Genomic DNA, 16313 nt, shown 5'->3' on the forward strand with positions numbered 1-16313 from the left:
CCCCTCTCGAGCCGGCACGGACGCGCCGCTGATTGCCGTCTCACTCGGCGACTCCCCACTGGCCGACGACGGACCCGCCGCCCCTTGTCGGGTCATTCGGCGACCGCCTCGCGAACCGAGGACGGACCCGATCGTGCGCCGGCCGTGGCGTCCCCGGCAGCGGCCCGGACCACCACCCGGACCCGCACGACGCCGGACCCCTCGTCCGCGCAGTCGGCCAGCCGAGCGCCGTTGCGCCGGACCACCTCGGCGGCTGCCGCGCACGCCTCCGGACCGGCGGCGTCGCGCAGGGCGGTTGCACCGGCGAGCGCCCCGAGGTCCGCGGCCGACTGCGCTCGCCCGCGAGCCAGCTGCGCGGAGGCGAGCAGCCCGAGGAGCCCGGCGACGACCAGCGCCGCCGCCATCAGCGCGAGGAGCAGCACGGTGCCGGAACCGCGGTCGGAGGACGGGAGGCGGCACTTCCGGATCACGGCTCCGCCTTCGCCACCGCAGTGGCGTGTGCGCGCACCGGCGCGCCTTGCCACGCGCCGATCGCCGCCGAGACCTCCACGGTGACCCACCCGCCCGCACGACCGACGTCGACGGTGGCGCTCCCGCCGGCCACCCGCCGCGCCGTCGCGCTCACCGTCTCATCCGTCTCCCCGAGCGCCGCCGCCCGGGCTCCGGCGCGCGCCGCGTCGGTGCACCGCGTCTGCGCGATCGCCGCCGAAGCGACCGTGAGCAGTGCGACCAGCAGGAGCGCGACGGCCGGCAGCCCGACCGCCATCTCGGCCGTGACACTGCCCCGGTCCGAGCGCGCCGCGCCGCTCACAGCGACAGCGCCTGCCGGATGATGCCCATGAGCAGCCCCTTCACCTCGTTCCCCTTGAGGATCACGACGAGCAACCCGGCGAAGCCCACCGCAGCCAGCGTCGCGATCGCGTACTCGGCCGTGGCCATCCCGGCGTCGGCCACCTGCCCGCCCACGCGCCGGGCGCGGGCGTGCCAGACCGGACCCAGCCGTGGCAGCACCGCGCGGCGTCGGCGCGTCGCGAGCAGCACGTCGGCGAGGACCGGAGCGACCGGCCGGATGGCGGCGGCCGCGGCGGGAGTCGGCCCGTCGCCGTCATCCCGCGGGTTCGACAGGCAGGTCCCCGCCGGCTCTGACGTTCCTGTGGTGTCGATCGTCATGACGTCTCCTCTCGTCGCGCCACGGAGGTTCCGGCGCCGCACCAGAGTCGGCCGGAGCGGGAGCGGCCGTGGGGCTCGACGGCGAAGTCGTGGACGGCACGACCGACGCGCGGGCTGTGGACGGCTCGGCAGCGCTGAGCGGTCGCCGTGCGTCACGGGCGTCACCCGAACAGGTCGCCGGCCAGGCTGAGGATCATCGGCACGAGTCCCAGCAGGACGAACGCGGGCAGGAAGCAGAGGCCCAGCGGCAGGACGAGGTGGACCCCGAGCGCGCCGGCCGCCGCCCGGGAACGGGTGCGGCGGTCCCGCCGAATCTGACCCGCGCGCCCGCGCAACGCGGGTCCGGGCGCCGACCCCGTGGTCCAGCTCGGTTCCAGGACGGAGACGGCCTCGGCCAGCGGCGGCGCGGCTCCCGCCCATGCTGACTGCCAGGGCGCACCCAGGAGCAGGGCGGTCGCGCCCGCGGTCAGCGCGTCTCCCTGGACTCCCCCGACAGCCTCGCCCACCGCCGCCAACGCCCGCGGCACCGATGCCCCGGCGGCGATCGCGACGTCGATCAGGTCGAGGAGCAGGACCGCGTCCACGGGCGTCGGAGGTGCCGACCGGCGCACGACCCGCGCGACCGCGCGCGGGCGGTCCACCGGCCCCGCGCTCACCCACCACCACGGTGCGGTCGCCGCGGACACCGACACCGCCACCACCATCGCGACGGCGACCGGGCTCACGGCCGGGCGGCCCGGCGCAGGAGGGCCGCGGTCCACCACCGGCCGACCAGGAGCAGTCCCACGCCGAGGGCCGCTGCCGTCGTCCCGAGCCCGCCCGACAGGACGACGCCGAGGGGATCGGCCCCGAGCACCGCGCCGAGCACCAGGCCGAGCAGCGGCAGCCACGCCAGCACCCGGGCTGTCGCGCGCGGGCCCGCCAGCGCCGCCCGGCGCTCGCCCTCGGCCTCCTCGTCGGCCGCGACGGCGGAGGCGATCCGCTCCAGCACGCCGGCCAGAGGCGCACCGAGCTCGTCGGAGAGGCGCGCGGCCGCCACGACGGCGAGGGCCCGCTGACGCGCACCGTCGCTGCGCCGGTCGGCACGGCGCCAGCGCAGACGGAACCGACCGCGCTCCGCACGACGGCGCCCTGGCGGACCCGCCCGAGCCGTCGCCGCCAGGAGCGACTCCACCGTGGGCTCTGGGGAGCCGAGCGCGTAGGCCCACGCGTCGGTCGGGCTCGCACCAGCCCGAAGCTGCGCCGACGTCGCCAGCAGGATCGCTGAGACGTCCCTCTCCGCGCGGCCCGGCGATCGCGCGCCCGCTGCCCCGGGTCGGCGGTCAGCGCCCCCCGCCAACCACCGCCGGCGCCCTCCGCACACGACCAGAACCGCGAGCGCCACCAGCAGGCCGACGGCCACGCTCATCGCGCGTCCCCGACGCCCGCGAGCCCGAGCCGGGCTGCGAGCTGCGGCCAGCCCGGTCCGGACTCGGTCACGCCCGCCGCGTCGCAGCGAAGGGCGCACGCGACCTCGAGCGCGCCGGACGAGTCGCGCCGCACGACGCCGACCTCGGCCAGATAGCGCCGGCCGCGGTCCGCGGAGACCCGTCGGAGATGAAGGACCGCGTCGAACGCGCTGGACGCCTGCGCCGCCACGGCGTCCCGCGACATCCCGGCCAGGGCGGCGAGCGCCTCGAGCCGGGCGGGCACGTCCGCGGCCGCGTTGGCGTGCACCGTCGCGCAGCCGCCGTCGTGCCCGGTGTTCAGGGCGGTGAGCACCTCGCGGACCTCGGCGCCGCGACACTCCCCGAGCACGATGCGGTCGGGCCGCATGCGCAGGGCGTGCCGGACCAGGTCCGCCAGGTCGACGCGGCCGGCGCCGTCGACGTTGGCCCGCCGGGAGAGCAGGCGGACGACGTGCGGGTGCGCCGGCGCGAGCTCGCCGGCCTCCTCGACGACGAGGATGCGCTCGTCGTGCGGCACGAGCGAGAGCAGGGCCGCCAGCAAGGTGGTCTTGCCCGAGCCGGTCGCCCCCGAGACCAGCAGGTTGGCGCGCGAGGTGACGAGCGCACGGACCACCGGGACCAGGGCCGGCGCCAGCGTGCCCGACGCCACGAGCTGGTCGAGGGTGAACGCGCGCGACCGCACCGCCCGCAGGCTGATCAGGGCACCCGCGTCGGCGATCGGCGGCAGCACCGCGTGCAGCCGGGTCCCGTCGGGGAGCCGGGCGTCGACGGCCGGCGAGGCGTCGTCCAGGCGCTGGCCACCCGCGGCCGCCAGCCGCACGGCGAGCGTCCGCACGTCCTCGGCGGTCCCGAGGTCCACCGCGGTCCGGACCAGCCGCCCCGCACGCTCGACCCAGACGTCCCGCGGGCCGTTGACCAGCACGTCCGTCACCTGCGGGTCCTCCAGCAGCACCTGCAGCTGACCCGCCCCGAACAGCTCGTCGCGGACGGTCCGGGTCACCGACCCGAGGGCGCTGGAGCCCAGCACCGCGCCGGCGTCCCGCGCCGCGGCCTCGACGGCGGCGCCGACCGCGTCCGAGTCCCGGCCGACCCGCGCCCGGACGGCGTCGAGGAACTCCGGACCGACCGGCGTCACCGTCCGAGCTCCCGCTCGAGCGCACCGACGAGCCGGACGACGGCCCGGGCCGTCCGACCGCGCCGCGGCAGCGCACCGTGCTCGAGCGCCGACGGAAGTGCCCTGTCGGGCGGCAGCGTCGACAGCACGGGCAGCCCGGCCGCGGCCGACAGCTCGGACGCTCCGAGGCCGCCGGGCGCGGGGCCGCGGGCGACGAGCCACGTGGGCACGCCGTCCAGCCGGGGTCGCAGGGCCAGGACCCCCGCGACCGTGCGCAGGTCCCGCGGCGCGACCACGAGCACCGCGTCGCACGCCCCCGCGACCGACTCCCCGGCCACCGTCGCGGGGCGGTCGAGGTCCACCACGAGCGCTCCCGCCTCGAGCGTCAGCGCGTGCAGGACGTCGGCGACGACCGCCGGCTCGGGCGCGCCCGGACGGTCGCGGTCCGCGCTGAGCACCGCGCAGGCCCCCCACCGCGGCAGCAGCGCGAGCACGTCCGCGCCGGACACGTCGCCGCGCGCGTCCGCGAGGTCGGGCCAGCGCACGCCGTCCGCGGACTCGAGCCCGAGGAGCACGTCGATCCCGCCCGACGCGCGGTCGAGGTCCACCAGGACGGTCGCGGTCCGGTGCGCGAGGGAGCGGGCGACGGAGGCGGCCAGCGTCGAGGCGCCGGCGCCGCCGCGGCCGCCGACCACGCCGAGCACGAGCGCGCGCCGGGCGGGCGTGACGACCGCCGGCCAGGCCGGGAGGACCGATCGGGCCCCGTCGAGGGGGGTCATCAGGTGCACCTCTCGTCCCGCCCGACCTGGCCGTCGGCGCACGACGCACCCTGCCGTCGCGGAGGCCGCCGTGACCCTGCGGAGCACAAAGAGGTGGACACCACAGCGGCAGGGCGGGCTGTGGTCGGCTCGCTGGACGTGTCGGCGCCGGCCACTAGGCTCGCGGCGAACCGCACGGCACCCACCGGCGTCGTGCGCGCCCCCACCACCACGGCCCCGGAGCAGCATGGACGAGGAACCGACGCACGACGCCGCGACGTCGCTGCGCGAGGCGGCGTTCTTCGACCTCGACAAGACGATCATCGCGACGTCGTCGGCCACCGCGTTCTCCCGCCCGTTCCTCGCGGAGGGCCTGCTCACGCGCCGCTCGGTGCTGCGCACGGCCTATGCGCAGCTGCTCTACCTGGTCGGGGGTGCCGACGAGGACCAGACGGAACGCCTGCGCGCGCAGCTGTCCCGCATGGTGGCCGGCTGGGACGTGGCGCAGGTGTCGGCGATCGTCGCCGAGACCCTGCACGAGTCCATCGACCCGACCGTGTACGCGGAGGCCGTGGCGCTGATCGAGGCGCACCACGCCGCGGGACGGGACGTCGTGGTGGTCTCCGCGTCGGGCGCCGAGGTGGTGGAGCCGATCGCCGCGATCCTCGGCGCGGACCGGGTCATCGCGACGCGGATGACGGTGGTCGACGGCCGGTACACGGGCGAGATCGACTTCTACGCGTACGGCGAGAACAAGGCGTCGGCCATCCGGGAGCTGGCCGCGGTCGAGGGGTACGACCTCGACTCCAGCTACGCGTACTCCGACTCGATCACCGACGCCCCGATGCTCGGCACGGTCGGCCACGCGTTCGCGGTGAACCCCGACAAGGCGCTGCGCCGGCTCGCCCTGGAGCGCGGCTGGGGCACGCTCGCGTTCGTCCGGCCGGTCGCGCTGTTCTCGTTCAAGAAGACCGCGCGGATCGCCTCCGTGGGCGGTGTCGCGCTCGTCGTCGCGGCGCTCGTCCTCACCTGGGTCCTCGTTCGTCGGCGGCGTCGAGCCGCCTGAGATCGTCCCGCATCACGGACGAGCGTCCCAGCATCCGGCGGGCGCGGGCGACTGGCCTGCGCGGTCGCCGCCCGGGGTTCCGCTCGTCGAGGACCTGCGGTACCAAAGGATCACAACTGCATGACCGCGAGGGTACCCACGCGCAGGAGAGCCCACCTATGGGCAGGTCGACCGGGCTGGTCCCGTCGCGACCGACACCGGTGCACGCCTGATCACCTTCCGGTCGGCTGTTGGCGGCGGCGCCCCACGGGGCGCCGTCGTTCGTCGTCCTAGGCGAGCGACCCCGCCAGCACGGCATCCGCGACCGCCCGCCCCTCGCCCGCGCCCTCGACCACGGCAGTCCCGTAGGCCCGGATCCACGCGGCGACCCCGTCGGGCGTCCCCGTCGCGAACCCGGCGGCCCCGCCGAGGTACGGGTTGAGCGCGGCGGCCCACGTGGCTTCGGGGACCACCGAGCCCGTCGGGTCGAGCCCCCGCGCCGTCAGCAGCAGGCGGGCGACCGCCCGCGCCGCGAGCCCGTTGCCGGCTCGGAACGGCCGGAGGGCCAGGAGCTCTCCGTGCACGACGGCGCCGACGACGAGGGCGGGCACCGAGGAGGCGCGCACGGCGTCGTCGAGAAGGTCGAGCCGGGCCGCCAACGCGTCGCCGACGGGGGCTTCCCCGAGGCCGGTGAGATCCTGCGGGGGCTCGACCGAGCGCAGGACGCCCAGGTCGGAGTCGCCCAGCCAGCCCTCGCCGACCGCGAGGTGCACCCGCACCAGGAGCTGACGCAGGGGCGGCAGCGCGACCGCTCCGCGCGAGCCCAACGGGGGCATGAGCCCCTCGACCAGCGCGGTCGCACGGAGGGCGCCGACGACGACGGGCGCGTGCCCGCCCTCGGTCGCCAAGGACCGGACCAGCGTCAGCGGCACGCGCACGCCCTCGATCGCGCACGACGACCGGGTCGCCCGCAGGCCGGCCTCGGCCCGCACCTCGGACCCGCGCCGCCGGTAGGCCTCGTGCCACCGGAGCTCCTCGCAGGCGACGCGGGACCGCTCGACGGACTCACGGACCCCGGGGAGCGCGAGGAGGGGTGCGAGGGGGTCGGGCACGCGCCCACCCTACGGAAGAGGCCACAATGGCGAGATGGTGTCACCGAGCGTCTCCTCGTCCATCACGGCGCGGCTGGAGGTGCAGGCCCGACCGACGGCCGTGAGCGAGCTCACGACGGCGATCGAGAAGGCCGGCGGCATCGTCACCGCCCTCGACGTCACGGCGTCGGGCCACGAGCAGATGACGGTCGACGTCACGTGCGCGACGCGGGGCGAGCAGCACGCGGCCGACATCGTGGAGGCCCTCAAGGTCCTCGACGGCGTGGTCGTCGAACGCGTCAGCGACCGCACCTTCCTCATGCACATCGGCGGCAAGCTCTCCATCGAGTCGAAGGTGCCGCTGCGCAACCGCGACGACCTGTCGATGGCCTACACCCCGGGCGTCGCGCGCGTCTGCGAGGCGATCGCCGCCCACCCCGAGGACGCCCGCCGCCTGACCATCAAGCGCAACACGATCGCCGTCGTCACGGACGGCACCGCGGTCCTCGGGCTCGGCAACATCGGGCCGTTGGCCAGCCTGCCGGTCATGGAGGGCAAGGCCGTGCTGTTCAAGCGGTTCGCCGGGATCGACGCCTTCCCCATCGCGCTGGACACCACGGACGTGGACCAGATCGTCGAGACCATCTGCGCGATCGCCCCGGTGTTCGCGGGCATCAACCTCGAGGACATCTCGGCTCCGCGGTGCTTCGAGATCGAGCGGCGCCTGCGCGAGCGGCTGGACATCCCGGTGTTCCACGACGACCAGCACGGCACGGCGATCGTCGTCGTCGCGGCACTGACCAACGCGCTCAAGGTGGTGAAGAAGGACCTCGCCACGGTCCGGATCGTCATGTCGGGCGCGGGGGCGGCGGGCACGGCGGTGCTCAGGCTCCTGCTGGCGGCCGGAGCGAAGGACGTGGTGGTGGCGGACATCGAGGGGGTCGTCCGCGCGGACCGGCCGGGACTCGACGAGTCCCTGTTCTGGACCGCGAGCGTGACGAACCCGCGAGGCATCTCGGGCTCGATCCCCGACGCCCTGCGGGACGCCGACGTCTTCATCGGCGTCTCGGCGCCGGACGTGATCACCGGCGAGGACGTCGCGACGATGGCCCCGGACTCGATCGTGTTCGCGCTGGCCAACCCCCGACCGGAGGTCGACCCCGACGACGCGGCGAAGTACGCGGCCGTCGTCGGCACCGGTCGCTCCGACTTCGCCAACCAGATCAACAACGTGCTCGCGTTCCCCGGCGTGTTCCGCGGGCTCCTGGACGCGCAGTCGCACCGGATCAACGACCGCATGCTGCTGGCCGCGGCCTACGCCCTGGCGTCGGTGGTCACCGACGAGGAGCTCAACCCGACGTACATCGTGCCCAGCGTCTTCAATCCCGAGGTCACCACTGTGGTCGCGGCGGCGGTGACGAAGGCCGCGCACGCGACGTACGACATCTAGACCCGTCGGGCGAGCGCGGCGGCGGCGCGCTGGGTGGCGACGACGAGGTCCGGCGGGACGTCGCCGTCGGCGAACGTGACCGCGAGCCCGGCGATCGGGTGCCCGGTGTGGTCGCGGACCGCGACGGCGACCGATCCGAACCCGGTGGTCACGTCACCGTGCTCCTGCGCCCAGCCGACGCGTCGCGCCTCCGAGAGGACGGTGCGCAGCTCGGAGAGCCGACGAGGACCGACGCCCGTGCGGTCGACGAAGGCCCCGCGGTCCGGGAACAGGGCTCGGACCTGCGCCGGCGGCAGGTCGGCGAGGATCGCCCGCCCGCTGGCGGTGAGGTGCGCGGGCAGCCGCACGCCGACGTCCGTCACCAGCACGGGCCGCCCGGCCGCCCGTTCCTCGACCACGTAGAGGACGTCCCGCCCGTGCAGCACCGCGAGGTGCGCGCTCTCGCCGACCTGGTCGACCAACCGGGCGAGGACCGGCCGCGCCGCGCGAGCCAGCGGCGCCTGCCGGGAGTAGGCCGACCCCAGCTCGAACGCGCCCAGTCCCAGCCCGTAGCGCCGCTCCTCGGGCAGATGGACGACGAACCCGTGCTCGGTGAGGACGGAGAGCAGGTGGTACGTCGTCGACCGCGGCAGGTCGAGGGCGGTCGCCAGGGCGACGGCCGGGAGCGGACCGGTGCGCGAGAGGTGGCGCAGCAGCCGGAGGGTGGCGTCGGCGGCGGGGACGTCGCTCATCGGGGCGGCTCCGAGTGTCTGGGATGCCAGACACTACTCGGTCCGAGCACCTAGGAGCCGGCGTCGCGCCGCGGTGTCATGAACCATGAGCATCAGCACCGCCACCGACACCGTCGTCGTCGGCACCGGCCCCCTCTCGATCGCCGACGTGGTCGCCGTCGCCCGGCACGGCGCGAACGTCCGGCTGTCCGCCGAGGCCCTGGCGGCCATCGCCCGCGGACGCGAGGTCGTCGACGACCTCGCCCGCGACACCCAGCCGCACTACGGCATCTCGACAGGCTTCGGCGCGCTGGCCACCCTGTCCATCCCGGCCGACAAGCGCCGCGACCTGCAGCGCAGCCTCGTCCGCTCGCACGCGGCGAGCACGGGGCCCGAGGTCGAGCGCGAGGTGGTCCGTGCGCTCATGGTGCTGCGCCTGTCCACCCTGGCCACCGGCCACACGGGCGTCCGCCCGGAGACCGCGAGCGCGTACGCCGCGATGCTCGACTCCGGCATCACGCCCGTCGTCCGCGAGTACGGCTCCCTCGGCTGCTCGGGCGACCTCGCCCCGCTGGCCCACTGCGCGCTGGCGCTCATGGGCGAGGGCGAGGTCCGCGACGCCGACGGCACGCTCATGACCGCGGCCGAGGCGGGCATCGTGCCGGTGACGCTCACCGAGAAGGAGGGCCTCGCGCTGATCAACGGCACGGACGGCATGCTCGGCATGCTCGCGCTGGCGCTGCACGACCTGGACACCCTGCTGACGACGGCGGACGTCGCCGCGGCGATGAGCGTCGAGTCGCTGCTGGGCACGGACGCCGTGTTCGCGGCCGACCTCCAGGGCCTGCGCCCGCACCCCGGACAGGCCGCCTCCGCCGCGAACATCCGGGCCGCGCTGCACGGCTCCGGGATCATGGCGAGCCACAAGACCCCGGACTGCACCCGCGTGCAGGACGCCTACTCGTTGCGCTGCGCGCCGCAGGTGCACGGCGCAGCCCGCGACACCGTCTCACACGCCCGGACCGTCGCCGAGCGCGAGCTGCAGGCCGCGATCGACAACCCCGTGATCACCGACGACGGGCGCGTCGAGTCGAACGGCAACTTCCACGGTGCTCCGGTGGGCTACGTGCTCGACTTCCTCGCGATCGCCGTCGCCGACGTCGCGAGCATGTCGGAGCGCCGCACGGACCGGTTCCTCGACGTCTCCCGCAACCACGGGCTCCCCGCGTTCCTGGCGCACGACCCCGGCGTCGACTCCGGGCTGATGATCGCGCAGTACACCGCGGCCGGCCTGGTCTCCGAGCTCAAGCGGCTCGCGGTGCCGGCGAGCGTCGACTCGATCCCGTCGTCGGCGATGCAGGAGGACCACGTGTCGATGGGCTGGCACGCGGCCCGCAAGCTGCGCCGGTCGATCGACGCCCTGACCCGCGTGCTCGGCATCGAGCTCCTCACGGCCGCCCGTGCGATGGACCTGCGCGCGCCGCTGACACCCTCGCCCGTCACGGGGGCCGTCAGGGACCTCCTGCGCGCCGCGGGCATCCCCGGTCCCGGACCGGACACCTACCTCTCCCCCGACCTCGAGACCGCGGCCGACGCGGTCCGTAGCGGTGAGGTCGCCGCCACTGCGCTCGCTGGAATGGAAGGAACCCGCTCATGACCGCCGGCCCCCGCCCCGTCCGCGCCCCGCGCGGCACCACGCTCACCGCCCGCAGCTGGCAGACCGAGGCGCCGCTGCGGATGCTCATGAACAACCTCGACCCCGAGGTGGCCGAGCGGCCCGACGACCTGGTGGTCTACGGCGGGACCGGCAAGGCGGCGCGGTCGTGGGACGCGTACGACGCGATCGTGCGGACGCTGACCACGCTCGGCGACGACGAGACGCTGCTGGTCCAGTCAGGCAAGCCGGTCGGGGTGCTGCAGACGCACGAGTGGGCGCCGCGCGTGCTCATCGCCAACTCGAACCTCGTCGGCGACTGGGCCACCTGGCCCGAGTTCCGCCGGCTCGAGCAGCTCGGCCTGACCATGTACGGGCAGATGACCGCGGGCTCGTGGATCTACATCGGCACGCAGGGCATCCTGCAGGGCACCTACGAGACGCTCGCTGCGGTGGCCGCCAAGTGGTTCGGCGGGACGCTCGCCGGCACGCTGACCGTGACCGGTGGCTGCGGCGGGATGGGCGGCGCGCAGCCGCTCGCGGTGACCCTCAACGGCGGCGCGTGCCTGATCGTCGACGTCGACGGCGAGCGGCTGCACCGGCGGGTCCGCGAGCGCTACCTCGACCGGGTCGCGACGAGTCTCGATGAGGCGATCGCGCTGGTCACCGCAGCGCGCAGGGGGAAGCGAGCACTGTCGGTCGGCGTCGTCGGCAACTGCGCAGCCGTCCTGCCCGAGCTGCTGCAGCGCGGCGTCGAGGTCGACGTCGTCACCGACCAGACATCCGCACACGACCCGTTGTCCTACCTCCCGGTCGGCGTCGACGTCGCGGACTGGGCGTCCTACGCGGCAGCGAAGCCCGAGGAGTTCACGGAACGGGCGCGCGCGTCGATGGCCCGGCACGTCGGCGCGATGGTCGGGTTCATGGATGCCGGCGCCGAGGTGTTCGACTACGGCAACTCGATCCGCGACGAGGCCCGGCAGGGCGGCTACGACCGGGCGTTCGACTTCCCCGGCTTCGTGCCGGCGTACATCCGGCCGCTGTTCGCCGAGGGCAAGGGCCCGTTCCGCTGGGCCGCGCTGTCGGGCGACCCGCGGGACATCGCCGTGACCGACCGGGCCGTGCTCGACCTCTTCCCGGAGAACGACCACCTGCACCGCTGGATCCGCGCCGCGCAGGACCGGGTCGCGTTCCAGGGGCTGCCGGCGCGCATCTGCTGGCTCGGGCACGGCGAGCGGGACCGCGCCGGGCTGCGGTTCAACGAGCTCGTGGCATCCGGCGAGGTCTCGGCGCCGCTCGTGATCGGCCGCGACCACCTCGACGCCGGCTCGGTCGCGTCGCCGTACCGCGAGACCGAGGGCATGGCCGACGGGTCCGACGCCATCGCCGACTGGCCGCTGCTGAACGCCCTGGTCGCGGCGTCGTCGGGGGCCACGTGGGTGTCCATCCACCACGGCGGCGGCGTCGGCATGGGCCGCTCGATCCACGCCGGGCAGGTCTCCGTGGCCGACGGCACCGACCTCGCCGCGCGCAAGCTCGCGCGCGTGCTGTCCAACGACCCGGGCATGGGCGTGCTGCGGCACGTCGACGCCGGGTACGCGCGGGCCGACGAGGTCGCCGCGACCAACGGGCTGCGGGTGCCGATGCGCGAGGGTGGCGCGTGACGTTCGCCGGCACGTGGTCGGACCTGTCGCCGGTCGGGCGCGCCGCCGACGGGGGCTACCGCCGGTTCGCCTGGACCCGCGAGGACGCGACACTGCGCGAGTGGTTCGCGGGTGAGGCGGCGGCACGCGGCCTCGACCTGGTGACCGACCGCGCCGGCAACCAGTGGGCCTGGTGGGGCGACCCCGACACGACCCCGGGGATCGTCACCGGCAGCCACCTGGACTCGGTGCCCGGCGGCGGGGCGTTCGACGGTCCGCTCGGGGTGGTCAGCGCCTTCGCGGCCCTGGACGCGCTCCGGGCACGCGGGTTCGCCCCGACGCGGCCGCTGGGCATCGCGAGCTTCGTCGACGAGGAGGGCGCACGCTTCGGCGTCGCCTGCGCCGGCTCGCGGCTGATCACCGGCGTCCTCGACGCCGACCGCGCGCGGGGGCTGCGCGACGCGGACGGGGTCACCATGGCCGACGCGATGTCGGCGGCCGGCCACGACCCGTCGGAGCTCGGCCGCGACGACGAGACCCTGCGCCGCGTCGCGTCCTTCGTCGAGCTGCACGTCGAGCAGGGCCGCGGCCTCGTGCACACCGGCGACGCGGTGGGCGTCGGCCGGATGATCTGGCCGCACGGCCGCTGGCGCGTCGACCTGCGCGGCCAGGCCAACCACGCCGGCACCACCCCGCTCGCCGACCGGCGCGACCCGATGCTCGACCTCGCCGCGTTCATCGCCCACGTGCGGTCGGCCGCGCAGGACGCCGGCGCGCTCGCGACCGTCGGCAAGCTGAGCGTGGACCCCAACGGCGTCAACGCGATCCCGTCGCAGGTCACGGCCTGGCTGGACGTGCGCGCGGAGGACGAGTCGGCGGTCCGCGCGGTCCTCGCGTCGCTCGACGACTACGCACCGGCCGAGGAGTCCTGGACCCCGGTCACGGCGCTCGACACAGACCTCGCGGACATGATCGCTGACGCCCTCGAGAACCCACCCAGGATGGGCACCGGCGCCGGCCACGACGCCGGCATCCTCGCCGCCGCGGGCATCCCGACCGCCATGCTCTTCGTCCGCAACCCGTCGGGCATCTCGCACGCGCCCGCGGAGGACGCCGACGAGGCCGACTGCCTGGCCGGCATCGACGCGCTCACCACGACGCTGGAACGGCTGCTGTCGTGAGCACGTACTGGGCGGCGCAGGCGTGGCTCCCGGACGGGCCGGCCGCGGACGTCCGCGTCGCGACGGCCGACGGCCGCATCACGGCCGTGACGCCGGGGGTCGCGAGGGAGCCGACCGACCACCACCTCCCGGGCGTCGTCCTGCCCGGCTTCGCCAACGCGCACTCCCACGCCTTCCACCGCGCGCTGCGCGGTCGGACGCACGACGGCGGCGGCACGTTCTGGACCTGGCGCGAGCGGATGTACGCGCTCGCCGCGACGCTCACCCCGGACGCGTACCTGGACCTCGCGCGCGCCACGTACGCGGAGATGGTGCTCGCGGGGGTCACCGCCGTCGGCGAGTTCCACTACCTGCACCACGCGCCGGGCGGGACGCCGTACGACGACCCGAACGTCATGGCCGAGGCCCTGCGCACCGCCGCGCACGACGCAGGACTGCGGATCACGCTGCTGGACACGGCCTACCTGACGGGCGGGATCGACGCTCCGCTCGAGGGCGCGCAACGACGGTTCGGCGACCACGACGCCGACGCCTGGGCCGCCCGCGTCGCCGCGATCCGCCCCGACGACTCGCTCACGGTCGGCGCCGCCATCCACTCGGTCCGCGCGGTCCCGCTCGACGCGCTCCCGCTCGTGGCGGCCCACGCGACCGGCCGCCCGCTGCACGTGCACCTGTCCGAGCAGCGGCTGGAGAACGAGCAGTCGCTGGCCACGTTCGGCGCGACGCCCACGCGGGTCCTGGAGGACGCGGGGGCGCTCGGCCCCGACACCACCGCGATCCACGCGGTCCACGTGACGCCGGAGGACATCGCGATCCTCGGGTCCACGCGGACCGGCGTCTGCCTGTGCCCGTCCACCGAGCAGGACCTCGGCGACGGCCTGGCGCCCGGCGGCCTGCTCGCGAGCGCCGGCGCCCGGCTGTCGGTCGGCAGCGACCAGCACGTCCGCACCGACCTGCTCGCCGAGGCCCGGTCGGTGGAGCTGCACGAGCGGCTCTCGAGCGAGTCGCGCGGCGCCTTCACGCCGGCCGAGCTGGTCGACCTGCTGACCACCGGCGGCCACGCGAGCCTGGGCGACCCGACGGGCGGCCGCATCGCCGCCGGAGCGCGGGCCGATCTCGTCGCGGTCCGCACCGACACCCCGCGCACGGCCGGCGCCGATCCGGCCCAGCTGGTCCTCGTCGCCGGGAGCGCCGACGTCGACACGGTCGTCGCGGGCGGCGTCGTGCGTGTCGAGGGCGGCCGGCACGTGCTGGGGGACGTGGGCGCGATGCTGCGCACGGCGATCCGCGCCGCCTGGGAGGGAGCCCGATGACGTCGCACCTGGTCACCGGCATCGGCGAGCTGACCACGCACGACGACCGGTTCGACGGCCCGCTGCTCGACGCGGCCCTGGTGTCCGACGGCGGCCGGATCGTCTGGGTCGGCTCGGCGACGGATGCCCCGGCCGCCGACAGCAGGACGGACCTGGGCGGAGCCGCCGTGGTCCCCGGCTTCGTCGACTCCCACACCCACCTCGTCTTCGCGGGCGACCGGTCCGCCGAGTTCGAGGCCCGGATGGCCGGGCAGCCGTACACCGGCGGCGGCATCGCGACCACCGTCGCCGCGACGCGCCGGGCGTCCGACGACGAGCTCCGCGCGCGCCTGGCCGCGCTGGTCACCGAGGCGCGCGGCCAGGGCACGACGACGATCGAGGTCAAGAGTGGCTACGGGCTCGACGTCGGCACCGAGGAGCGCCTGCTGCGCCTCGCCGGCGAGGTCACGCCGGAGACGACGTTCCTCGGCGCGCACGTCGTCCCGGCGGACACCGACCGGGCCGACTACCTCGCGCTGGTGACGGGTCCGATGCTGGCCGCCTGCGCGCCGCACGCCCGCTGGGCCGACGTGTTCTGCGAGCCCGCGAGCCCGCACGCGTTCGACGGCGACGAGGCCCGCCAGGTGCTCGTCGCGGCGCGGGACGCCGGCCTGGGCCTGCGGGTGCACGGCAACCAGCTCGGCCACGGACCGGGCGCGCAGCTGGCGGTCGAGCTCGGCGCCGCGTCCGTCGACCACTGCACGTACCTGTCCGACGCCGACGTCACGGCGCTGGCCGGCGGCGGCACCGTCGCGACCCTGCTGCCCGGCGTCGAGTTCTCGACCCGCTCGCCGTACCCGGACGCCCGCCGCCTGCTCGACGCGGGCGTGGAGGTCGCGCTCGCCAGCGACTGCAACCCCGGCACGTGCTTCTCGACGTCGATGCCGCTGATGATCGCGCTCGCCGTCCGGGAGATGCGGATGACGGTGGCCGAGGCGGTCCGCGCGGCCACGCTCGGCGGCGCCCACGCCCTGCGTCGCGACGACGTCGGCCACCTGTCCGTCGGGGCGCAGGCCCATCTCGCGGTGCTCGACGCCCCGACCTCCCGCCACCTCGCCTACCGGCCCGGCGTCCCGATCGCCCGCGCGCTCGTGCTCTAGCTCAGGCGGCGCGCCCGCAGCACCTCGTCGACGTGGTGGTGCGCCTGGCCGCTCGTCGGCACGGCCCGCCCGCGCCGCTCGTCGACCTCGACCGCCCACCCGTCGCCGAGGGCGTCGACGACGTCCTGGTGACCGACGTAGTCGTCGGGGTCGAAGCCGCGGGCGAGGGCCTCCTCGCGGTCGACGTCGGCGTGGTGCACGACCAGGAGGACGCCGCCCGGCGCGACGGCGTCCAGGAGGGCGCGCTCGGCGTCGTGCGCCGGGGTGCGCAGCAGGGCGGGGTACTGCACGGACACGAGGTCGAACGAGGACGCGGGCAGCGCCGCCTCGACCAGTCCCGCATGCACCCACGCGATCTCGACGCCGGCGTCCTGCGCGTGCGCGGCGGCGCGGTCGAGGGCCACCCCGGACACGTCGAGCGCCGTGACGGCCCAGCCCCGGCGGGCCAGCCAGACCGCGTCGCCGCCCTCGCCGCACCCGACGTCGAGCACGCGGCCCGGTGCCAGGTCGGCGACGTCCGCGACCAGCGAGCCGTTCGGCTCACCGCTCCACACCCGCTCGGCCGCGGAGTAGCGCTCGTCCCAGTCGAAGGTCATG

17 protein-coding genes are annotated in these 16313 nt (G+C 75.8%); 7 read left to right on the forward strand and 10 right to left on the reverse strand.

The genetic code is table 11. The features are described from left to right. Window positions 1-92 precede the first annotated feature (92 nt). From AC1DT4_RS06545 to ssd, 7 genes are all read right to left on the reverse strand, one after another. Window positions 93-470: an Rv3654c family TadE-like protein gene (locus AC1DT4_RS06545; RefSeq protein WP_477088962.1), complete on the reverse strand. Its 378-nt coding sequence runs from the start codon at window positions 468-470 to the stop codon at window positions 93-95. Then, on the reverse strand, window positions 467-811 hold the full coding sequence (locus AC1DT4_RS06550) for a TadE family type IV pilus minor pilin (protein ID WP_477088963.1): 345 nt from the start codon (window positions 809-811) through the stop codon (window positions 467-469). The genes AC1DT4_RS06545 and AC1DT4_RS06550 overlap by 4 nt, the downstream gene beginning before the upstream one ends. Next, a complete protein-coding gene (locus tag AC1DT4_RS06555; RefSeq protein WP_477088964.1) occupies window positions 808-1170 on the reverse strand; it encodes a DUF4244 domain-containing protein in 363 nt (120 codons plus the stop codon). The genes AC1DT4_RS06550 and AC1DT4_RS06555 overlap by 4 nt, the downstream gene beginning before the upstream one ends. A 161-nt stretch (window positions 1171-1331) precedes the next feature. Then, on the reverse strand, window positions 1332-1895 hold the full coding sequence (locus AC1DT4_RS06560; protein ID WP_477088965.1) for a type II secretion system F family protein: 564 nt from the start codon (window positions 1893-1895) through the stop codon (window positions 1332-1334). Further along, entirely contained in the window at window positions 1892-2209 is a 318-nt protein-coding gene (locus AC1DT4_RS06565; protein ID WP_477088966.1) for a type II secretion system F family protein, read from the reverse strand. Before AC1DT4_RS06565 ends, AC1DT4_RS06560 begins: the two co-directional genes overlap by 4 nt. A gap of 365 nt (window positions 2210-2574) precedes the next feature. After that, the gene (locus tag AC1DT4_RS06570) at window positions 2575-3753 is read right to left on the reverse strand and encodes a TadA family conjugal transfer-associated ATPase (protein WP_477088967.1); all 1179 of its coding nucleotides are present in this window, start codon (window positions 3751-3753) and stop codon (window positions 2575-2577) included. After that, a complete protein-coding gene (ssd, locus tag AC1DT4_RS06575) occupies window positions 3750-4511 on the reverse strand; it encodes a septum site-determining protein Ssd (protein ID WP_477088968.1) in 762 nt (253 codons plus the stop codon). Before ssd ends, AC1DT4_RS06570 begins: the two co-directional genes overlap by 4 nt. 226 nt (window positions 4512-4737) lie before the next feature. Between ssd and AC1DT4_RS06580 the strand changes: the two genes are divergently transcribed. Further along, complete coding sequence (locus AC1DT4_RS06580) at window positions 4738-5556, forward strand: HAD family hydrolase (RefSeq protein ID WP_477088969.1); 819 nt, start codon at window positions 4738-4740, stop codon at window positions 5554-5556. Window positions 5557-5825: 269 nt separating this feature from the next. On the opposite strand, the gene AC1DT4_RS06585 is transcribed toward AC1DT4_RS06580, so the two are convergent. Further along, entirely contained in the window at window positions 5826-6647 is an 822-nt protein-coding gene (locus AC1DT4_RS06585) for a Fic family protein (RefSeq protein ID WP_477088970.1), read from the reverse strand. A 34-nt stretch (window positions 6648-6681) separates the two neighbouring features. Between AC1DT4_RS06585 and AC1DT4_RS06590 the strand changes: the two genes are divergently transcribed. Continuing rightward, on the forward strand, window positions 6682-8076 hold the full coding sequence (locus AC1DT4_RS06590) for an NAD-dependent malic enzyme (RefSeq protein ID WP_477088971.1): 1395 nt from the start codon (window positions 6682-6684) through the stop codon (window positions 8074-8076). Here AC1DT4_RS06590 and AC1DT4_RS06595 read toward each other — a convergent pair. Next, window positions 8073-8807, reverse strand: coding sequence for an IclR family transcriptional regulator (locus AC1DT4_RS06595; protein ID WP_477088972.1), 735 nt, complete (start codon window positions 8805-8807; stop codon window positions 8073-8075). The genes AC1DT4_RS06590 and AC1DT4_RS06595 overlap by 4 nt on opposite strands. 85 nt (window positions 8808-8892) lie before the next feature. Here AC1DT4_RS06595 and hutH point away from each other — a divergent pair, with 85 nt between their 5' ends. The 5 genes from hutH to hutI are packed head-to-tail and all read left to right on the forward strand — an operon-like array spanning window position 8893 to window position 15716. Then, window positions 8893-10443: a histidine ammonia-lyase gene (hutH, locus tag AC1DT4_RS06600; RefSeq protein ID WP_477088973.1), complete on the forward strand. Its 1551-nt coding sequence runs from the start codon at window positions 8893-8895 to the stop codon at window positions 10441-10443. After that, entirely contained in the window at window positions 10440-12104 is a 1665-nt protein-coding gene (gene hutU / locus AC1DT4_RS06605) for a urocanate hydratase (protein ID WP_477088974.1), read from the forward strand. Before hutH ends, hutU begins: the two co-directional genes overlap by 4 nt. After that, window positions 12101-13264, forward strand: a complete 1164-nt coding sequence (locus AC1DT4_RS06610; protein WP_477088975.1) for an allantoate amidohydrolase — start codon at window positions 12101-12103, stop codon at window positions 13262-13264. The genes hutU and AC1DT4_RS06610 overlap by 4 nt, the downstream gene beginning before the upstream one ends. Beyond that, window positions 13261-14577 (forward strand): formimidoylglutamate deiminase, encoded by a 1317-nt coding sequence (locus AC1DT4_RS06615; protein ID WP_477088976.1) that lies wholly within the window; start codon window positions 13261-13263, stop codon window positions 14575-14577. The genes AC1DT4_RS06610 and AC1DT4_RS06615 overlap by 4 nt, the downstream gene beginning before the upstream one ends. Continuing rightward, window positions 14574-15716, forward strand: a complete 1143-nt coding sequence (gene hutI, locus AC1DT4_RS06620; protein ID WP_477088977.1) for an imidazolonepropionase — start codon at window positions 14574-14576, stop codon at window positions 15714-15716. The genes AC1DT4_RS06615 and hutI overlap by 4 nt, the downstream gene beginning before the upstream one ends. Here hutI and AC1DT4_RS06625 read toward each other — a convergent pair. Continuing rightward, window positions 15713-16312: a class I SAM-dependent methyltransferase gene (locus AC1DT4_RS06625; RefSeq protein WP_477088978.1), complete on the reverse strand. Its 600-nt coding sequence runs from the start codon at window positions 16310-16312 to the stop codon at window positions 15713-15715. The genes hutI and AC1DT4_RS06625 overlap by 4 nt on opposite strands. Window position 16313 lies beyond the last annotated feature (1 nt).

The sequence above is a fragment of the Cellulomonas sp. P4_D11 genome, from assembly GCF_056401915.1.